Source organism: Paenibacillus sp. J22FR5 (genome assembly GCF_059691975.1).
Genome location: NZ_JCAUAN010000011.1, coordinates 141,296 through 161,511, shown reverse-complemented (window position 1 = coordinate 161,511; position 20,216 = coordinate 141,296). Strand labels below are relative to the sequence as shown.

Sequence of the window (20,216 nt, the reverse complement as noted above, 5' to 3'; positions counted from 1 at the left end):
GGGCACCCGTCCCAAGTAAAAAAAGAGCTGATCCCAAGTAGAAGAATCTACTAGGGTCAGCTCTTGATAGTGATTAACGAACAGTTTCAAGTTGTTTTCTTTGACGTTTTGCTTTTCTAGCATGCAAGAGCTCATACACCGTAGGTACCATAATCAAAGTGAAAATGGTAGCTGATGTCAGTCCGCCGATAACAACTACGGCTAACCCGCGGGATACGATGCTGCCTTCCTCGGCTTTGGCAAGGACAAGCGGAACCATCGCACAAATCGTTGCTACAGCAGTCATCAAGATCGGACGCATCCGCGTAGCCGCAGCTTCTAGCAAGGATTCACGAATGTTCATGTGCTCTTCATTTTGCTTCACACGGTCAATCAATACGATCGCATTCGTGACGACGATACCGATCAGCATCAAGAATCCGAAGATCGAGGTAACGTCGAAGGACGTTTTCGTGATCATCATACCGACAATCGCACCAACAGCTGCAAAAGGAAGAGATACCATACTCGCAATCGGAGCGCGGAACGATTTAAATGTGATCACCATGATCAATAACACGATACCGATGGAAATCCCCATGGTCATGAACAAGTCGGCAAAATCACTGGATTGCTGAGCGGAAGCTCCGCCAACGATCAAAGCTACACCTGCAGGAAGCTTCAGATCTTTCGTGTTTTTCGTAATTTCTGTGTTGATTTTAGATAATTTGGTTGAATCTACGAGTGCTGTCACACGTAAAAATTGTTGACTATTTTTATGCAGAATTGTGTTGGACTCATTCGTTTTTTCGATTTTGGCAACTGATGTTAAGGCAGCTGGACCTGTAGCCGTCATGATTTGAATATTGGAAAGGTCTGACATCGTCGTTGGATTAATCAAAGCATCCAGAACGACAGGAATTTCTTTGTTTTCCAGCTTCATGGAACCAATTGGCGTTGGGTTCATCAGGGAGCGGATCGTATTCGCAATATCCTGCGGTTTAGCCTGTGCAGGATCTACCGTAATCGCAAAGCCTGGTTTCGTTACATTTTGATTACTAGTAACCTTTTCTACGCCTTCGATACCTTTAATGGCTGCAATGACATCAGCAGCAGCTTGATCAAGGCTTTTTGCGGAATCTCCAGTGAGATCAACGGTAATGGCTGAACCGCTGCCTCCATCGAAGCCGCCTCCACCTGCTTGCAAATCAGCATCTGGATATTTGGATTTTTGACTAATAACTTGATCGATAAAGTGTTGAGTGTCTACATCTTTTTTCATGAATACTTGGAAATTCGCAATAGTTGGAGGAGCTACGCTACCCCATTTGGCATTATCTTCGGTATTCCCTTGTTGAAGAATAAGGTGGTCAAGCTCACTTTGTGCTAGCATGAATTTTTCTAATTCTATCGCTTTTTCGCGAATGGTTGCAATCGGTGTTTCAGGTGGGTAGGAAAGAGTGACACCCAACTGGCTTGCTGTTGAACCGGCAACTGCACCTTTTGGCATTACAAAGTATAGGGCAATGGAGCCGCCAAAGAGGATAAGTGAAACTAGAATAGAGAGGAATTTATGGTTCAAGCTCCAGGACAGAATATTTCTAAGTTTCTTCGACTCTTTATGCTCTTTTAATTTCGTACCGCGAAGCAACCAAGCGCTCATAACAGGTACAACCGTTAATGCAACCAATAAGGAAGATAGCAGGGAGTAAGTAACGGTTAGTGCGAACGGAAGAAGGAACGCCTGCAATGACCCTTTCAATAGGCCAAGCGGCAAGAAAACGGCAACGGTTGTTAATGTAGATGCAGTAATCGCTCTAGCTACCTCACGCGTAGCATCGATAATCAATTCCTTGGAGAACTCGGACTTCTGGGTTCTTCGGAAAATATTTTCGATAACAACGATACTATCATCAACAAGTCGGCCTACCGCGACGGCGACACCGCCCAATGTCAATATGTTCAACGTTACGCCTGATCGGGAGAGCAGGAAGAGGGTTAAACCGAGCGACAACGGAATAGAAACAATCGTAATAAACGTAGAACGAATATTTCTTAGGAAAATTAGAATAACGATTGTTGCGAATAATGCGCCTAACAACACTTCTCTCATCATGCTGTTAACGGATGTAACGACGGATTCTGCCGTGGAGAAGATTACTTCTGCGGTTGCATTCGGGTATTTTTTCGCGATTTCTTCAGCAGTTTTAGCAACTTCATCGCTAATATCAACCGCATTGGAACTGGCATCCTTCGTTACGACCAAAGTAAGTGAATCCTTACCATTGATACGTGTCAAGGTATCTTTATTTGCGGCTACTTCAACGGTAGCAACATCTTTCAATTTGACTCCTGGTGCTACTGTTAAATTGTTAAGTGTATTCAGATCGTCTAGGTTTCCAACGACCTTAATGGCACTTGTTTTACCATCGATCGGTCTCTCGCCAACATTGACAGTCACATTCTGACCTTGTAGGACACCCATCAGAACTTGAGCTGGTAGCTGCGCTTTAGCTAATTTATCTTTGTCTGGGTGAATGATGACTTGTGAAACGGATGTCCCACCAAGTACTACACTGGCAAGACCTTTAATTTTTTGAAATTCAGGCAAGATTTTTTCTTGCGCAAGCTCGACATTTTGCTTCGTAATGCCATCATTAAAGTTAAGGGAAACCCATGATAGAGGAATCATCGATGTGTTCAAACGAATGACGAAAGGCTTCGACATGCCGGCAGGGAGAACAATCGAGCTAATCGCTTCTTGAACGCTTGCTTGGGCATCCTTCATTTTGATGTCGGAGTCAAATGTCATATCAATTTTCATAAAGCCATCTGACGATGTTGAGAATACTTCTTTTTTACCTGGAACACTGGAGATTGCTTTCTCTATAGGTGTAGTTGCACTATCTAACATAGATTTGGCATCGTAGCCTTGACCGACTACCGTAACGCTAATTTGCGGAAAATCTGCGCTTGGCAAAAATTCCATCGGCAATTTTAAATAACTACCGATTCCTGTTCCTAAAATTAATATTACCAAAAAAATAACTGCTGCTTTGTTACCAAAGGCCCATCTAGTAAACCATGTCACACGTCTCGCTCCCTTTCGTTCATCTATCTCTTTATCAATCCAGTTTCAAGTATAGCAATAATTATCCATTCGTGTATATGGCTAGGGTCGGGTTTCATCTCGGTCTAGAGTCTGAGATAAATCTAGGATATGATTCCATTTTTGCGTATATAAAGGGAATTTAAGTACAAAACATTTCATGTTTTGGATAAAAGTTAGACATCGAGGTAACGCTAATCCTATCGTCCATAGTGTGACGAAGATACTGAAGACGACGGGAAGTGAACCTAACGCATGTTTCAAGGCAAAAAAAGATTAATCTGGATAGCCCTCATCTGTGTGGTCTTATTCAGTGCTTCGACAACGACTGTATTTGCGTATGGCAAAGGAGCAAAAGGCCCTGATGTCTACGCGGTTCAAGGGATGCTGAAATCTCTAGGTTACTATTCAGGACCGATAACAGGGTATTATGGCAATCAAACACAAGCCGGGGTTAAATCATTTCAAAGTAGATATGGTTTGCCCGTAACGGGAAATGTAGATGATCAAACCCTACAATCGATTCTCTGGGCTTATGGAAATCTCAAAATTCCTAAGAAGGCGACGCCAACGCCAGTGCCAACACCGGCGCCGACGCCGTATACACCGAGTCCTACTCCTGTACCGCAGGTTCCTTCAACATCAGGATTAACGGTGGAAGAACAGCAAATGCTGGATCTGGTGAATAAAGAGCGGGCGGCAGTCGGACTGGCAGCACTCACACCAGACTTGGAGCTCACCAAAACAGCACGTCTCAAAAGTCAGGATATGGTGGATAACAAATATTTCTCCCACGATTCGCCAACCTATGGCTCACCTTTCGATATGATGGAGAAATTCGGGATCACGTATAATGCAGCAGGCGAAAACATTGCTTGTAATCAATCGGTTCAAGCCGCTCATGAGGCTCTGATGAACTCTCCAGGACATAAAGCGAATATTCTTAGTAAGGATTATACGCATATCGGTATTGGCATTGTAGATGGCGGACCGTGTGGTAAAATGTTTACCCAACAGTTTATTGGCAAATAGCATGAAAAAAGGACTTAACGGATGCTCAGGCATCCATGAAGTCCTTTTCTTTTCCAATTAGGTTTAAGTGGCTGATACGGGTTTAATCGCTTCGGTCCATTCCGTATATTTCTGAAGTGCCGTTCCTTGGTCAATCGCATGACGAGCCATGTAAATACCTTCTTCAATAGAGCCAGCACGCTGTGAAACCCATAATCGAACCGCACTGTTGAGCAAAACCATATTCAAATAAGGAAGTGGGGCATCTCCGCGAAGAACGGATAGCGCAGTTTCTGCTTGAAGTTCAGCAGTCCATTCCACTTCAGGCACTTCAACCATAAGCTCATATATTTCAGGATCAACAATGAATAATTCACTGGTCTCTCCTTGGATAAGATAAGTTCTAGTCCGTTTATCGACGCCAAGGTCTTCCGAACCCTCCATCCCTTGCACAACAATGCCGCGGGAAACGCCTAGTTCTATTAATAGATTCGTAATTTTTTCGAAAACAGTACCATGAAACACACCGACAGCCATAAATGGAGCTTCTGTGAAGCGCAGCAGTTTCTCTGCTGTATTGAACACAGTCCGCAGACCGAGCTCTTTACGCAGCTCGCGCAGCTCACCTAGAGGTTGGCACCAAACTTCCGTCGGTGTGAACAGGAAGCCAGTTCGCGCCGCAGCGGAGATAAGTGCTTCACGTGAAGCTTCTAGCGCCTGAACGCCCATCGCTGCAAGCACGTCGGACAATGTGATGCCCCATTTGGGCGGCATGCTTGGGCTGCCATGCAGCGTAGTTGGCAGTCCGCAGGCTGCAAGCACGAATGCCGTAGGCAACGTTGCGATGAACGTGCGCGTGCGACCATCATAAGGTCCGGCACAGTCTATACTGCCAGCCATCGGATACGTAGTAGTGCGCTGGCGCAAGGCTTGGATGAAGGCTTTGATTTCATCAGGGGATTCCATTTTAATTCGTTCCGCTACGAGAAAAGCACCAATTTGGGCTTGTGTGGCTGTTCCAGTTAAAATGAGTTCTGCTGCTTGAGCAGCTTCTTCATAAGTAAGATCTCTAGCTCCGCGTTTACCGCGGCCGACTTCTTTTAATAGGGATATCATCGTTTACGGCCTCCTTTGTTCTGATCCTGAAGTATCTGATATACCTTGACGATGGAGGTAGCGACGTCTACCATACGTTTACGTTCATTCATAGCCTGTTTTCGTAGGAAATCGTATGACTCAGCTTCCGAGATACCTTTAATCTCGCATAAAATTCGCTTGGCCTGATCAACCCATTTACGTTCTTCAAGCTTGGAAAGCAGTTGTTCACGTTCTTGTTGCCATTCAGTACGTTGGAAAAAATGGTTTACACCCAAAATCAATGCACAGTGAATTTCCAGTGGACTCATCTTGGGACCTACTAAACCATCAATACCCCCATCCATCTTGCATTCATTAGAAGGAAACGTGTGTGTATCACACCACCAGAAGATGGGGAGACTTCGCTCTGCGAGCAATCGTGAACGCCAATCTGCTACTTGATCAGGACTTACTGATAATAATACAGCATCGACCTTTGGGATAATAAATGAAATTTCTTTCATATTAGATGAAGTATAAATTCGGAATCCTAAATCCTTCAGAATTTCATCAGGTAAAGATTCCTTTTCATGAACAGCAGGTGACGGCTCAGAGGAGGCAGCTGGGCGAGTTGGGATAAACTCGTCGATCAATATGAATGATTGTAACATATGAATACCTCCATCTTGAATAACTATGATCTCATGACAACTACATGTTAGGTTTCGATATTATTTATAACTATTATACGGCAATACTATAGCATATACACCTGAAATTTGTCGATATGCTACATGGAATCTGACGTATAAAATATTATGTGTTATGTTTATTGACATGCGAAAGATCGCATCGTATAATCAAGTTAGAAATCGGCACAATGATGTGCCACTAACGAAGGCAACGGCGCCTATCCCCTTACAAATACGTAAATGGATAGGCTTTTTATGTTCAATGTAATGAAGGTATTGAAAAAAAATTCATCTATCATGCTGTTCACGAGGAAGTGGCAGCAGTGGCAATGAGGCCGATAAGCATCCCGCGTTTGATGGGGTATGTTTGTCGGCCTTTTCTGTCAATGTTCAGTCAACGTAAAACAAGGTAGGAATAAAAGAAGGCGAAAAGCCTCACAAAAGGAGAGGGAATTCATGGTCGATCGGAAAAGTTTTATGCAAGTGGGGCACAAAGGGTCTTTGTTCAGTTCATTTTTGTATTTTGACATGAGCTTCATGGTATGGGTTCTCTTAGGACCTTTAGCAGTAATTCTCGCCAAAGATTTTGGGCTGGATGCTGCGCAGAAAGCAAATTTGGTTGCTCTACCAACTTTGGGGGGCGCGGTACTGCGTCTCGTGCTTGGTGTACTAACAGATAAAATTGGTCCCAAACTAACAGGACAGATCGGACTTTCGCTAACCTTAGTTCCGTTATTCTGGGGATGGCAATTCGCTAACACCATGGGAGACATGTATTTCGTCGCTCTCATGCTGGGTATCGCAGGAGCAAGCTTTGCGGCAGCACTTCCGCTGGCAAGCAGTTGGTACCCGCCGCAGTATCAAGGTTTAGCAATGGGTATTGCAGGAGCGGGGAATAGTGGAACGATCTTCGCAACCTTATTCGCGAATCGGATAGCACAACATTATGGTGATTGGCATGTTGTTTTCGGAATTGCCATGATTCCAATTGCGATAACACTTGTTATCTTTAGTCTTCTGGCGAAGGATAGTCCCAATAAACCAGCGCCAAAAACAGTTGCTGAGTATGGAAAAGTATTGAAACAAAGAGATGCTTGGTTGTTCTGTCTCTTATACAGTGTAACGTTTGGCGGTTTCGTAGGTATGGCAACGTATTTGACAATCTTCTTCAATACACAATATGGTCTTACTCCCGTTAGAGCAGCTGATTTTACCACATTGTGCGTAATAGGTGGCAGCTTCTTCCGTCCGGTTGGAGGTTGGCTCGCTGATAAAATTGGCGGTATTCGAATGTTGATGGTGTTATATGGTGTTGTCGCTCTCATGATGGCGGGTATCTCCACACTTCCTACTCTTTCATTGACTACCGTGATGCTCTTTATTGCGATGATGTCTTTCGGAATGGGTAATGGTTCGGTGTTCCAACTCGTGCCACAGCGATTCAAGTCAGAAATTGGTGTAATTACAGGAATTGTTGGAGCAGCAGGCGGTTTGGGTGGTTATTTCTTACCGAAAATCCTCGGTAATCTGAAGCTCTCCACAGGTTCATTTACACCAGGGTTTCTAATTCTAAGCGGTATCGCAATCACTTGCATCGTGATCATCGCGATTGTTCAAGGACAATGGAAACGCACATGGATTGGTGAAGGCGGTAAAGTAAAAGCAGCTCCTTCAGGCAGCATGGATACGGTTCAGGCCTAAAAGATTAAAATGTAGCCGCTGGCTGTAAGGCCAGCGGTAATCCGTAAAGTGTTTGCTCATGCAGCTTGCCCCGCAGGCTGTATGGGCAAAGACGTTACGACTAGCGTCTTTGCCAGTTCAATCGAACTGCTCAAGCTCCATATCCCAATTTGTCATTTGGGGGCCTAGCTCCTAAATGACCCTTTTTCTCAACTATACAAATACGAAGCTTTATCCTAGTAAATGGATGGAAGGATGATCACAATGACAGTCAAAAAAGAGAAGTTAGTCCTGGTCGGAAACGGAATGGCAGGCGTTAACGCCGTTGAACATTTACTAAAGCTGACACCAGATAAATATGAGGTTACGATATTCGGAAGTGAACCGCATCCGAACTACAATAGAATCTTGTTGTCTTATGTACTCTCCGGAGATTCTAAGGTCGAGGATATCGTGATTCATCCTTACGAATGGTATGCCAATAACAACATTACTTTATACACAAATCAAACGATCACAGGTATCGACACTGTTACGCAAACCGTAACAAGCGATAAAGGCCTGACGGTATCCTACGATAAATTAATTTTGGCAACAGGCTCCAATCCTTTCATGATTCCATTGCCTGGAGCAGATAAAGAAGGCGTCATGGCCTACAGAACGATCCGAGATTGTGAAATCATGATCGAGTCGGCTAAAAAGTACAAAAAAGCCATCGTTATTGGCGGCGGCTTGCTAGGACTAGAAGCGGCGCGCGGTTTCCTTAATCTCGGCATGAAAGTCGATGTTGTTCATATCGTGGATACGATCATGGAACGACAACTAGATCGCACTGCTTCCAAAATGCTTCAAGCAGCGTTAGAAGAGCAAGGGATCAATTTCTTGCTGGAGAAGCAATCGGCAGAAATCGTGGGAGACAAACGGGTAACTGGCCTGAAATTCAAGGATGGCACGGTTGCTGAAGCGGATCTCATTGTTATGGCAGTCGGAATCAGACCGAATGTGGCACTTGCGAAAGAATCCGGCATCGAGTGCAATCCAGGAATTATCGTAAATGATTATTTACAAACGAGCGTTCCGAATGTATACGCAGTCGGCGAATGTGCGATGCACAGGGGCATTGCTTATGGTCTAGTAGCACCGCTATATGAGCAAGGTGCGGTACTGGCGAAGCATTTGGCTGGCGTAGAAACAGGCCCGTATGAAGGCTCTATTTTATACACGAAGCTTAAAGTATCTGGAGTTGACGTATTCTCCGGTGGTCAATTCGTGGATGCAGAAGGAACCAAAGCGATTCGTATTCATGATGAGTTCACGGGTGTCTATAAGAAAGTCGTCATCCAAGACAACAAAATTATCGGGGCGGTGCTCTTCGGAGATACAGCAGACGGTACGCGACTCATGCAAATGATTCGTGAAGAAACAGATATTAGCGGTATGGCAAAAACAGCAATTTTGACCGATGCTTCTGGCGGTGGCGGCGCTGCTTCCGGTGTTGCTGACATGAAGGATGACGCCATTATTTGCGGCTGTAACGGTGTCACGAAAGGGACGATTTGTTCCGCTATTAAGGATCAAGGCTTAACGACGGTCGATGAAGTGAAGAATTGCACGACAGCATCACGTTCCTGCGGCGGCTGTAAGCCGTTAGTTAGTGATTTGCTAGCCTATACCCTAGGCGATTCTTATGATAAAAACGCGGCGAAAGAAACGATTTGCGGCTGTACAACGCATACGCGTGATGAAGTGGTTACCGCTATTCGTGAAAAAGGATTAACTCATGTACGTGAAGTGATGAACGTCCTCGAATGGAAAAATGAAGAAGGCTGCTCCAAATGTCGCCCAGCGCTTAACTATTACTTAGGCATGATCAGCCCTGAAACATATAAAGATGATAGCACGTCCCGATTTGTCAATGAGCGTATGCATGCCAACATTCAAAAGGATGGAACATATTCTGTTGTTCCACGGATTTATGGCGGTGTGACGAATCCAACAGAGCTCAAGCGTATTGCTGAGGTAGCTGAACAATTCAATGTTCCAACAGTGAAATTCACCGGAGGACAACGTCTAGACTTACTTGGCGTGAAAAAAGAAGACCTGACCGCGATGTGGGAAGCGTTGGATATGCCATCAGGCTATGCTTATGGAAAAGCATTGCGTACGGTAAAAACATGTGTCGGCGAAACTTTCTGCCGCTTCGGTACAGGGGATGCGATGGGTGTTGGTATCGAGCTGGAGAAACGCTTCGAACGCTTGAATACGCCAGCTAAAGTGAAGCTTGCCGTATCAGGTTGTCCGCGAAATTGTGCGGAATCAGGGATTAAAGATTTGGGAGTTGTGTCCGTTGATGGCGGTTGGGAGCTTTACGCTGGAGGTAACGGTGGCGTGAAGGTACGTGTTGGTGATCTATTAAGCACGGTCAAAACGGAACAAGAAATAATTGAATATACCGAAGCCTATCTGCAATATTACCGTGAAACAGGGAAATATGGCGAGCGTACGAGCGAGTGGGTACACCGTCTGGGCATCGAGCATATCCGTGAAGTTGTAGAGAATGAAGCGGAGCGCAAACAATTGTGTGAGCGTATGGATTTGGCGCTTTCTGTGACACAAGATCCTTGGAAACAAGCAATTGATAGCAAGAAAATCCAACGTGATTTGTATGAAGTTGTTGAGTTGAATTAGAAATAGAGAGATAAACCGGGAGGAGCAGAGAAAATGATAACACAAAATGAGCAAATGATTTGGGTGCAAGCTGTATCCTATGAGGAGTTAGCATTTAATATTGGGAAAACGATTCGTTATCAAGGGGAAGAAGTAGCTCTGTTCAAGTTGAAAAGCGGAAAGCTTCATGCGATTCATAATCGTTGTCCACACAAAGAAGGCGTTCTTGCCGAAGGGATTGTCTCTGACGACCACGTTTTTTGTCCGATGCATGATCGCAAGATCCATTTGCCTTCTGGACTTGTGCAAGCTCCTGATACAGGCTGTGTACAGACGTATGTAACCAAAGTGGAAGATGGAACGGTGTACATTGGATTTCCAACGAACAAGGAATAAGCGTGCTAGTTCTTTTACAAATATAAAGAGAGCTTGAGCGGGGGTGGGGTGCGATGAAATCAGCACTGGTCGCATTATCGGATGAACAACCCTCCTCCCATTGTTGCTTTTGCAGTATGCAGTGTGGATTGGAGATCTTACCGAGTGAGAAGACAGAGGGTCTCACAGTTAAGCCGAGTGTGAACTTTCCAGTTGCAACAGGTCGTCTATGTCAAAAAGGCTTGAATGCTTTGGAGCATGTTATTCACTCGGAGCGTATTCTGGAACCTCTTCATAGGGAGAAAGCTAGAGTAGGTCAATGGCAACCCGTATCATGGGAGCATGCATATTCGGATATCGCTGAGAAAATCAAAGCGTTGCAAGCTGAACACGGTCGGGATGCGATAGGCGTCTACGGCGGCGGATCTTTAACGAATGAAGTAAGTTACTTACTTGGTAAGTTTACACGTGTGGCGCTTAGGTCAAAATATATTGACTACAACGGCCGTTATTGTATGTCATCGGCTGCTGCGGCGAGTAACCAAGCTTTTGGTATCGATCGTGGGATGACGATGCCATTATCGGAAATTCCCAATGCGAAATATATCATTCTAGCAGGCACGAATATCGCCGAGTGCCAACCTACGATGATGCCATATCTATTAGAGGCAAAGAAAAAAGGCGCCGTGATCGTGACCATCGATCCGCGCAATACAATGACCTCTAAGACAGCAGATATTCATGTCCGTCTTCAACCGGGCTTCGACTCTGTATTCATTAATGGGCTCCTGCATGTGATGATTGAAGAGAAACTCGTTGATCAAAAGTTCATTCAATCACGTACATCTGGCTTCGAACAAGTGAAAGAAGCTGTCAAATCGTTTACACCAGCTCGAGTTGAGTATTTAACAGGCGTGCTTGAAGCGGTGACTCGTACAATCGCTCGTGGTTTCGCAAAGGCGGAGACGGGAATCGTGCTAACCGCAAGAGGCTTGGAGCAGCAAGTGAATGGGGTTGAGAACACACTCAATTACATTAACATGACGCTCCTCACGGGTAAAATAGGGCGTTCAGGCTGCGGCTATGGGGCTGTGACCGGTCAAGCGAACGGTCAAGGAGGCCGCGAGCATGGTCAAAAAGCCGATCAGCTCCCAGGCTACCGCTTGATCGAAGATCCTGCTGCACGCGAGCATGTGGCGAAAGTATGGGGCATCGATCCCAACGAGCTACCGGGGAAAGGTGTTTCCGCCTATGAGCTGCTGCAAAAGATTGATGAAGGCGAGATCAAGGCTTTAATCGTTCTCGGCTCCAATCCACTCGTTTCGAGTCCGAATAATCGGATGGTCGAACGTGCTTTACAGAAACTAGATTTACTCGTGGTCGCGGACATGTTCGAAACAGAAACGGCACGTTACGCGCATTATATATTGCCGGCATCTTCGTTCGCCGAAGCGGAAGGCACCATGACCAACCTAGAAGGTCGCGTGTTCCATCGGAGGAAGGCTATGGAGCTTCCGGGAAATAGCAAACTCGATTTTCACATCATAAGTGAACTGGCGGAAGCGCTAGGACGGGGTGCCTACTTTCAATATGCGGGTATTGAAGAGGTGTTTCGTGAACTAGCTGCAGCAACCGCAGGTGGCAAGGCTGATTATAGCGGCATCACCTATGAGCGCTTGCAAGAGGAGAAAGGGATTTTCTGGCCTTGTCCATCGGCTGACCATCCAGGAACACCGCAATTATTCCAAGATCGTTTCCATCATGCGGATGGTAAAGCCAAATTGTTCGGCATCCAGCCGAAAATGCCAGCAGAGCCCATTGATACCGACTATCCTTTCGTGCTGACAACGGGCCGTCTGGCTAACCATTATTTAAGCGGTGCGCAGACGCGCCGAACCGAAGCATTGAATAAAAAGGCACCCGTTCCGGTTGCCGAGATACACCCTTCTTTGGCCAAACGAATTGGCCTAAGTATGGAGCAGAAGATCCGGATCACAAGCCGGCGTGGTTCACTTGTTTTTCAAGTCAAGGTCACCGAGGGCATTCAGCCTCGCACCGTTTTCGTTCCTTTTCATTGGGGCGACGAGCATTCGATCAACGTATTGACGAACGATGCCTTGGATCCAACGAGCCGTATGCCGGAGTTTAAAATTTGCGCAGTCAAGGTTGAGCGAGTTGAATAGATTGGAAAGATACAAACCACCCCAGTTGGTAATGGCCAACTGGGGTGGTTTGTTGTTGAGTTAACACCTAAACCCACAAACTAAAGAAAAACTCCCTTAACGGGAGTTAGTCATGATGGTCTTCACCAAATAAGCAACCTTGTATTTCATTGTTGACTTCAACAGGAAGTCTTGTCTTGAAATAATCAATGACTGCTTCGACAGCTTTCTCGGCTTGAAATTCTGATATTCCAGCTTCACTTGCAACATGTTCCCTAACAATGTGTTTCATATTGATCCTCCTCTTGTAGTTACAACGAAAAGTATTATTTGCGAATAGTGGGATATTATTCATCGTTTGTATTGCTTCGTTTAGCACCAAATCAAACTGTATTTTATGTATTTAACACAGAGGAAGCGGTGACGATCAAACATAAAAGCCCCCGTTTCCCTCCGAAGGAGGGGCGGTGGCTTACATGGATCCCTTTGCTGACGGAATCAGATCTTTAATTCCCCAAGCTTAATCAGTTCTACAACCGCTTGTGAACGACCCTTTACGTTCAGCTTTTGCATGACGTTCGATATATGATTCCTCACAGTCTTTTCACTTATGAAAAGCTGCTGTGCGATATCCTTTGTCGTTTTGTCCTGCACTAAGAGTTCGAATACTTCGCGTTCGCGGTTCGTAAGTAAAAATTTGTTTTTGTGGTCGCTGCCCATGGATGTGTGTCACCCCTCCTTGCTCGGGTATTGGGAATTACAAGGTTAAGGGATACAGTCAAAATTAGTTTATGAAGGGCTGTTGTCAATGGTGCGGTATCTGAAGAAAAATAGGCGGTTTGTATTTTTGAGTTTCGCGGCGAGGCGTGGTAAGCTAAAATAAGGTGTATTTTGAAACCGAAAGGGGCTGCTTCGGATGTTCAGACGTGATTATTTGATGCGACAGATTGAACAATTGATGGTGGTGCTGCATCGGATTCTTTTTAATAAAGAACATATCCCGATCGAAGATGCGCAGAGACAGTTAGATGAAGCAAGTCGTCATTTACTTGGATTGAATATTCGCTCTCTGCAGTCTTTGTCCAGTAAGGATATTCTGGATTTGCTATCCTACCAGGGGCGTATTGATACGGCAAAAGCACTGGTGATCAGTGATATGATTGTAGGGCAGGGTGATCTGCTACACGAGCATGAGGAGAAGGGGGAAGCTTACTGGGCTTACCTGAAGTCGTTAGATCTGCTGTTGCATTTGTCAGTATCGGAAGAAGTTGAGCCCGAGGATGAGGTCAATCCGGAAATTGCCTCTCGAATGGCCCAGAGTTTGGATCATCTGCAAGGCTGGGAAATCCCAGAAGGCATCCAGAGGTTGCTTTTTGAACACTATGAGAAGCATGGGAATTACGCGAAGGTTGAAGATGTCTTATTTCATTATATGGAAGACCATCCGGAGAAGTTAGAGGTACCGAAACAAGGTCTTATTTTTTATGAAAAGTTATTGCAAATAGAGGACGAGCAATTGAAGGCGGGCAATTTTAGTAAGGAAGAAGCGCTCGAGGGTTTGCGGATCATGAAACAGAGGCTGCTCTTATAACAATTTATTCGTAGAATTTTAATCATAAAGCTGAAGGTGTTGAAAAGATGGCTTGGTATCAAGAAAGTTTTGGGAACGATTATTTACTGGTTTATAAACATAGAGACATGCAGGGCGCTTATCATGAAGTGAAGAAAATGGTTGACTGGTTAGAGCTTGCGCAAGGGTCGGAAATTTTGGATTTATGTTGTGGAATGGGACGGCATTCAATGGCGCTCTCGGAATTCGGCTTCACAGTAACTGGTGTTGATTTATCGAAAGTTCTGCTGCAGGAAGCGCTCAAGCTTGATATGGATGGGCAAGTGACATGGATTCATGGGGATATGAGAGATGTGCCGCTAAGCGAGCAGTTTGATGCGGTTGTGAACTTATTTACGTCTTTTGGTTATTTTGATGAGGATGAGCAGAATGAGAAGGTGCTTTATGAGATGCATCGGCTGTTAAAAAAGGAAGGCCGATTCATCATCGATTTTCTGAATCCTGTTTTCGTGAAGGCGAACTTGGTTTCGCAGTCGGCACGCATGGAAGATGATCTGATGATTCGTGAAACGAGAGCGATCGAAGATGGCTGTGTGCGCAAACGGATCGTGATTTCGCAAGAGGGCGAGCCTGACCGCCATTATTTGGAGCAGGTTAAGTTGTATGAGCGTCCGGTATTTGAGTCTATGCTGCAAAAATCCGGTTTACATATCGATCATGTCTTTGGGGGCTATGAAGGTCAGGCCTATTCGCCAGAAGCTTCGAGTCGGATGATTTTTGTTGGACATAAGGAAGGATGACAACTCGGATATGAACGTCGTGACTGTACATACAGATGAAATTATACAAGTTAAGGTCCCGTTGCCATTTCCTTTACGCTGGGTGAATGCGTATCTAATTCGGGGCAGCCGCGGATACACGGTCATCGATCCGGGATTACACACCCCGGAAGCTGAAGCGCTCTGGCTGCAGGTGCTGCAGGAGCAAGGGATCGAATTCGAGCACGTGGAACAAATCGTGCTCACCCACCACCATCCCGACCACTACGGGATGGCCGGTTGGTTCCAGGAGCGCACGGGCGCGCCGGTTCTCCTTTCGGAGACCGGCTGCGCGCAGGTGCAGCTCCTGTGGGGCCCTGAGCAGCCGATGTCTCCGCTGCTCCTAGAGCTTTTCGCCCGGCACGGTTTCCCTGAAGCCGGGCTGGAAGAGATGACGAAGCACATGGTGAGCTTCGTCGACTTGGTTTCCCCGCAGCCGCAGGTAACCCTGCTGCACGAAGGGCCTGTGCGCCTCGGCGACCGCGTCTATGAAGCCATCGAGACCCCCGGCCATGCCGCGGGGCATCTCGTCTTCTACGACGCTGAGGCGCAGGTGATGTTTTGCGGCGACCACGTACTGCCGCAAATATCGCCGAACGTTTCCTTCCTCCCGCAGGTGGAAGAAAACCCGCTCGGCGCGTACCTGAGCAGCCTGCAGGAGATCGGCAGGCTGCCGGTTGTGATGGCTTACCCGGGGCACCGGGAGCCATGGCAGGGCTTTAACGCACGCACGGCGGAGCTCGTGCGCCATCACCATGAGCGGCTTGCGCTCATGGAAGGGCAGCTAAGCGCGCCGCAGAGCGCTTATGAGGTGTGCAGAGCGACGTTCGGAGACCGGTTGAGCATTCACCAGATGCGATTCGCGCTGTCGGAGACGATCGCACACTTGATCCTGCTGGAGGCCGAAGGTCGCATCCAGCAGGTGGATCCGCAGGCAGAACGCGTGTACTACGTCGCGGTATCAAAATAACGTAAAAAAACCTCTAACAATTTATTTGTTGGAGGTTTCTTTGTGTGAATTCAGCCACTGATGGATGAACGTAGCACTCATTGAAGATTAGGTAATATGCGGTGGCAGCCGCTTTACTTCACCGGCTTACTCAATGTCGGTGTATTATTATGCGCCAATCGCCCACAAGCTGCCGCCACAATCCCACATACCATATCATCAATAAATGTATTGCACTTGCCATCAGTGTGATCACTATCGAGTCTCTCGATAATCCCTATTTTCTCTTTGTCGAGATAGCCGAAATTCGTGAGTGCGATGGTTCCATACATCAGGGGAACGGCGGTCGCAATGCTTTCATCCACGCCGAAAAGACCTTCATCCATCCCGACAATGTGATTGTATTGGGGATTGAATTCTTTGGCTTCGACAGCTGTGTCAATTTTGATCGCGAGTTGAAGCGCGTGAAAGGTTTGCTGCTTGCGCAGAACCGCAAGGATATGCTCTTCACAGAGGCTTCTCGGCATATCCGGATTGTAAGGACGCTGCAGTTGATCAAGGATATCGACCATATCTTCCAGAAGCACACCGCGTGCTTCCAACATTTGTAGATTACGTTTGGAGTAATCGATTTTCACACGATCGGAAATAATCACGGAGGCGGTTGACGCGACAATCGCACAAATCCCCTTGGAGATGAAGGATTTAGGTCGTTTCGTCGGAAAGAAGAAGCGGAATTTACAATCGATGAAGCCAAAAAGCGAAATAGCGCCGCTCCCATAAAGCCCGCAGATCGACATCGCAATGGTGCGATGAACGTTATACGCAGGATCTTTCATACTAGCTAGCAGCTCAGCATCATGCTTAACCTTTTTTTGAAGTTCCATCAGGGTAGACATGACATTGAATGTTTCGGTTTTACTTAAAACACCTAGTAAGGTGGTTGTAATCAACTCTGTGGGAATCTTCTTGATTCCTTTAATTTCAACAAGTAATCTAGCAACAGCTTCCTCGATGACAGCTTGTGGATAATGGCTGAAAACCTCTTCTCTAAATTCGTTGAAAATGAGGGTCTTTTCTTTCAGAAATGTTCTCATCACAAGCACCTCCTTGTTCAAATATCAGAAAGTATATGTTTCACTTGATAATTAGAGCATATTTCTTGATAAACACTGTGATACGTCCTAAGAGAACGGTGTAGTCGTTTGTTTTGGGTTCACGCTGGTATTCAGTATAGCATATGAGTTCGAATTGACGAAGAATGGATACGTGGTTCACATTTTAAAAAAAGGGGGACAAAAAGTAGTTATAAATCGGACAAAGCCTCGTATACATAATAATACGAAATAGCCTCGTACAGGCCATGCGAATAGCAAAACTCGAAGGAGGAAATAAGCAAATGAAACATCAACATTGGATTCGTTCAGCCGCTTTAGCGGGGGTGATTGTTCTCCTGACCACGGGATGTTCGATTTTGGGCACCGGAAAGAAGAGTGACATCGATGCACCTCCGACAACGGGTGCAGAGGTAGACGCAAAGACGACTTCAGCTGCAGTTACAGTCGACATGACCGAAGATATCACGTCACAGATGACCGTTTATGTGAAAGACGCCAAAGGCTTTGTCACACCGGTGAGTCTAGCATTGCCCAAAACACTTTCCGTAGCTAAGACCACATTGGAGTATATGGTGGACGGAGGTCCAGAAACAAGCCAGTTGCCTGCAGGATTCCAAGCGCTTCTGCCGAAGGGGACTAAAGTGATTAGCCTAAATATAACCTCTGACAAACGCGCTGTGGTTGATTTCTCGAAAGAGTTCCTCAACTACGATGTGAAGGATGAAAGAAAGCTGCTTGAAGCCATTACTTGGAACTTAACGAATTTCACCTCTGTTGAGAAGGTTCAGCTGCGCGTGGATGGCAAGGACTTGAAAGAAATGCCGAAAGGAAAAACACCACTGGATACTCCGTTAGCTCGTTCCATGGGGATCAACCTGGAGAAAGCAGAGGACACTGAATTTGGTCAATCCACACCAGTTACCCTCTATTTCTTAAATCAAAATGATCAAAACTACAAATATTATGTCCCTGTGACTCGTCTCATTAAGCGAACGGATGATGTGGCTAAAGCTGTTGTAGAGCAGTTAATTAAAGGACCAGATCAGAAAAAGGGACTTGCAGCTGTCTTAAATGCAACAACCGAAGTAAAGAGCATTAAGCCGGGTGAGGGTCTGATCACGGTTGACTTCTCCAATAAGCTGTTGGGTGCTGATCAGAAAGCTTCAGCCGATGCCTTGCAATCTGTCATCTTGTCATTAACAGAGAATACGACGTTTAAACAGGTCCAAATTAAAGTGGATGGCGCTGTGAAGATTACGTCCACAGATAATCAGAACTACAGTAAGCCTGTCCTTCGACCAGCACATATTAATCCAGCGAAGCTGTAAAAACATACGTTGCTCAAGAACTACTAGGTTACTCGCTGTACTTAACAGGGGAGTGCCTAGTAGTTTTTAGTTGTTTATTTCGATAATTTCTCTATTCGTTTGTCGCAGGATGCTTTTCCTTGGCTAGTTTGATACAATGGGGCATAAGGATTAGAGCTTCGTATAGAGCTACAGGAGGAGAAAGACATTTATGAGAATTGGTGGAAGAAATGATCAAGAACTACGACCTATGCAAATTACCCCTCATTATATAAAACACGCAGAAGGCTCGGTCCTCATTGAGGTCGGGGATACGAAAGTCATTTGTACAGCTACGGTTGAAGATCGTGTTCCCCCTTTTATGAAGGGACAAGGGAAAGGTTGGGTGACGGCGGAGTATTCGATGCTGCCGCGAGCAACGCAAGTAAGAAATCAACGTGAAGCAGCAAAGGGTAAGCTCGGTGGACGGACGATGGAAATTCAACGTCTGATCGGGCGTGCGCTTCGTTCCGTTGTGAGCTTGGAAGCGCTAGGCGAAAGATCCATCACGCTGGATTGCGATGTCATTCAAGCTGATGGCGGCACGCGTACAGCTTCCATTACAGGTGCATTCGTAGCTATGGCGTTTGCCATTAACAAGCTTGCGAATGATAAAAATCTAGTCAAGTTCCCGATCACTGATTTCCTTGCAGCTGTCAGTGTGGGTGTTATTGGTGACACGCCGAAATTGGATCTTAATTATGAAGAGGATTCGAAGGCGAAAGTGGACATGAACGTCGTCATGACGGGGCGAGGTCAATTCGTTGAAGTTCAAGGAACAGGTGAGGATGCGCCATTTTCGCGTAAAGAACTAGATGAGTTATTGGCGCTAGCAGAAGCGGGTATTAACACCATGATTGAAGTACAGTCGGGTGTACTAGGCCCGATCGCTGACCGTATTCGAGGTGCCCAGCATGCGGCTACAAAGTAATTTTGTCGTCATTGCAACGCGTAACGAAGGCAAGGTGAAGGAGTTCGCGAAGCTTTTTGGTGCCAAAGGCTACAAAGTTCGAAGTTTGGCAGATTACACGGATTTACCGGAAATCGTCGAGAGTGGGAAGACATTTGCTGAAAACGCACGGATTAAGGCTCAGATTATCTCGGCACATCTACATGTGCCCGTGCTTGCTGATGATTCTGGCTTATGCGTTACAGCATTAGGCGGTGATCCAGGTGTGTATTCGGCTCGCTACGCGGGAGAAAATGCATCGGATGCTGACAATAATGCGCGGCTTCTTCAGGCTTTGCATGAGCTGGAGGATAAGGCTGAACTGACTGCTGGAGAAGGTCATCCGCCGCTGTTAAGTGAGGCTTCCTTCGTTTGTGCGCTAACCTTGATTGATCCTGTTGCGAATGAAGTCATCGAAGCAGAAGATGTCTGCCAAGGCTACATCATTCATGAAGAACGAGGCGAAAGTGGTTTTGGCTACGATCCGTTGTTTTATATCCCATCATTAGGCCGGACAATGGCTGAACTGACAATGGAAGAGAAGAATGAAATGAGTCACCGTGCCAAAGCACTGCGCATGTTTCTGGATCAACTTCCTGATCAAACTAACTAATATCAAAAAAGACCTGCCACCCCACGTGTATACGTGGATGGTAGGTCTTTTCATCTTTTTCACTTTCCTTCGTTCTTCCTCTTTTTCTTTGCTATTTCGTT

General features: G+C 45.9%; 17 protein-coding genes. 11 read left to right on the top strand and 6 right to left on the bottom strand.

Annotated elements, in window-relative coordinates; genetic code table 11:
- Positions 1–73: 73 nt before the first annotated feature.
- Positions 74–3,070 (bottom strand): efflux RND transporter permease subunit, encoded by a 2,997-nt coding sequence (locus AC58P7_RS16665; protein WP_497344691.1) that lies wholly within the window; start codon positions 3,068–3,070, stop codon positions 74–76.
- Between the two features lie 273 nt (positions 3,071–3,343).
- Between AC58P7_RS16665 and AC58P7_RS16660 the strand changes: the two genes are divergently transcribed.
- Entirely contained in the window at positions 3,344–4,120 is a 777-nt protein-coding gene (locus tag AC58P7_RS16660) for a peptidoglycan-binding protein (RefSeq protein WP_497344689.1), read from the top strand.
- A gap of 63 nt (positions 4,121–4,183) precedes the next feature.
- On the opposite strand, the gene AC58P7_RS16655 is transcribed toward AC58P7_RS16660, so the two are convergent.
- Both AC58P7_RS16655 and AC58P7_RS16650 read right to left on the bottom strand, forming a co-directional pair.
- Positions 4,184–5,215 carry an anthranilate phosphoribosyltransferase gene (locus AC58P7_RS16655; RefSeq protein WP_497344687.1) on the bottom strand — a complete coding sequence of 344 codons (1,032 nt, stop codon included), beginning with the start codon at positions 5,213–5,215 and terminating at the stop codon, positions 4,184–4,186.
- Complete coding sequence (locus tag AC58P7_RS16650) at positions 5,212–5,847, bottom strand: ANTAR domain-containing response regulator (RefSeq protein ID WP_497344685.1); 636 nt, start codon at positions 5,845–5,847, stop codon at positions 5,212–5,214. The genes AC58P7_RS16655 and AC58P7_RS16650 overlap by 4 nt, the downstream gene beginning before the upstream one ends.
- Positions 5,848–6,324: 477 nt before the next feature.
- On the opposite strand from AC58P7_RS16650, the gene AC58P7_RS16645 reads away from it, so the two are divergent.
- The 4 genes from AC58P7_RS16645 (at position 6,325) to AC58P7_RS16630 (ending at position 12,773) form a co-directional block, all read left to right on the top strand.
- A complete protein-coding gene (locus AC58P7_RS16645) occupies positions 6,325–7,569 on the top strand; it encodes a nitrate/nitrite transporter (protein ID WP_497344683.1) in 1,245 nt (414 codons plus the stop codon).
- 243 nt (positions 7,570–7,812) lie between these two features.
- Positions 7,813–10,236: a nitrite reductase large subunit NirB gene (gene nirB / locus AC58P7_RS16640; protein WP_497344681.1), complete on the top strand. Its 2,424-nt coding sequence runs from the start codon at positions 7,813–7,815 to the stop codon at positions 10,234–10,236.
- Positions 10,237–10,269: 33 nt separating this feature from the next.
- The gene (gene nirD, locus AC58P7_RS16635) at positions 10,270–10,611 is read left to right on the top strand and encodes a nitrite reductase small subunit NirD (protein ID WP_497344679.1); all 342 of its coding nucleotides are present in this window, start codon (positions 10,270–10,272) and stop codon (positions 10,609–10,611) included.
- Between the two features lie 53 nt (positions 10,612–10,664).
- Complete coding sequence (locus AC58P7_RS16630) at positions 10,665–12,773, top strand: molybdopterin oxidoreductase family protein (protein WP_497344677.1); 2,109 nt, start codon at positions 10,665–10,667, stop codon at positions 12,771–12,773.
- 106 nt (positions 12,774–12,879) lie between these two features.
- Here the strand turns inward: AC58P7_RS16630 and AC58P7_RS16625 are convergent, their stop codons facing one another.
- Both AC58P7_RS16625 and AC58P7_RS16620 read right to left on the bottom strand, forming a co-directional pair.
- Positions 12,880–13,044: a hypothetical protein gene (locus tag AC58P7_RS16625; RefSeq protein ID WP_497344675.1), complete on the bottom strand. Its 165-nt coding sequence runs from the start codon at positions 13,042–13,044 to the stop codon at positions 12,880–12,882.
- Positions 13,045–13,250: 206 nt separating this feature from the next.
- Positions 13,251–13,472, bottom strand: coding sequence for a helix-turn-helix domain-containing protein (locus tag AC58P7_RS16620; RefSeq protein ID WP_028556998.1), 222 nt, complete (start codon positions 13,470–13,472; stop codon positions 13,251–13,253).
- Positions 13,473–13,668: 196 nt separating this feature from the next.
- Between AC58P7_RS16620 and AC58P7_RS16615 the strand changes: the two genes are divergently transcribed.
- Genes AC58P7_RS16615 through AC58P7_RS16605 form a run of 3 tightly spaced genes read left to right on the top strand, consistent with a single transcriptional unit; the run spans position 13,669 to position 16,110 of the window.
- Entirely contained in the window at positions 13,669–14,343 is a 675-nt protein-coding gene (locus AC58P7_RS16615) for a DUF6483 family protein (RefSeq protein WP_497344673.1), read from the top strand.
- 47 nt (positions 14,344–14,390) lie between these two features.
- Positions 14,391–15,122, top strand: coding sequence for a class I SAM-dependent methyltransferase (locus AC58P7_RS16610; RefSeq protein ID WP_497344671.1), 732 nt, complete (start codon positions 14,391–14,393; stop codon positions 15,120–15,122).
- 10 nt (positions 15,123–15,132) lie between these two features.
- A complete protein-coding gene (locus AC58P7_RS16605) occupies positions 15,133–16,110 on the top strand; it encodes an MBL fold metallo-hydrolase (protein WP_497344669.1) in 978 nt (325 codons plus the stop codon).
- 113 nt (positions 16,111–16,223) lie between these two features.
- Here AC58P7_RS16605 and AC58P7_RS16600 read toward each other — a convergent pair whose 3' ends face one another.
- Entirely contained in the window at positions 16,224–17,186 is a 963-nt protein-coding gene (locus AC58P7_RS16600) for a phosphatidylglycerophosphatase A family protein (RefSeq protein WP_497344667.1), read from the bottom strand.
- 302 nt (positions 17,187–17,488) lie between these two features.
- Here AC58P7_RS16600 and AC58P7_RS16595 point away from each other — a divergent pair, with 302 nt between their 5' ends.
- From AC58P7_RS16595 to AC58P7_RS16585, 3 genes are all read left to right on the top strand, one after another.
- A complete protein-coding gene (locus tag AC58P7_RS16595) occupies positions 17,489–18,535 on the top strand; it encodes a GerMN domain-containing protein (RefSeq protein ID WP_497344665.1) in 1,047 nt (348 codons plus the stop codon).
- Positions 18,536–18,725: 190 nt separating this feature from the next.
- Positions 18,726–19,484 (top strand): ribonuclease PH, encoded by a 759-nt coding sequence (gene rph / locus AC58P7_RS16590; protein ID WP_497344663.1) that lies wholly within the window; start codon positions 18,726–18,728, stop codon positions 19,482–19,484.
- Positions 19,468–20,115, top strand: a complete 648-nt coding sequence (locus tag AC58P7_RS16585) for an XTP/dITP diphosphatase (protein ID WP_497344661.1) — start codon at positions 19,468–19,470, stop codon at positions 20,113–20,115. Before rph ends, AC58P7_RS16585 begins: the two co-directional genes overlap by 17 nt.
- Positions 20,116–20,216 lie beyond the last annotated feature (101 nt).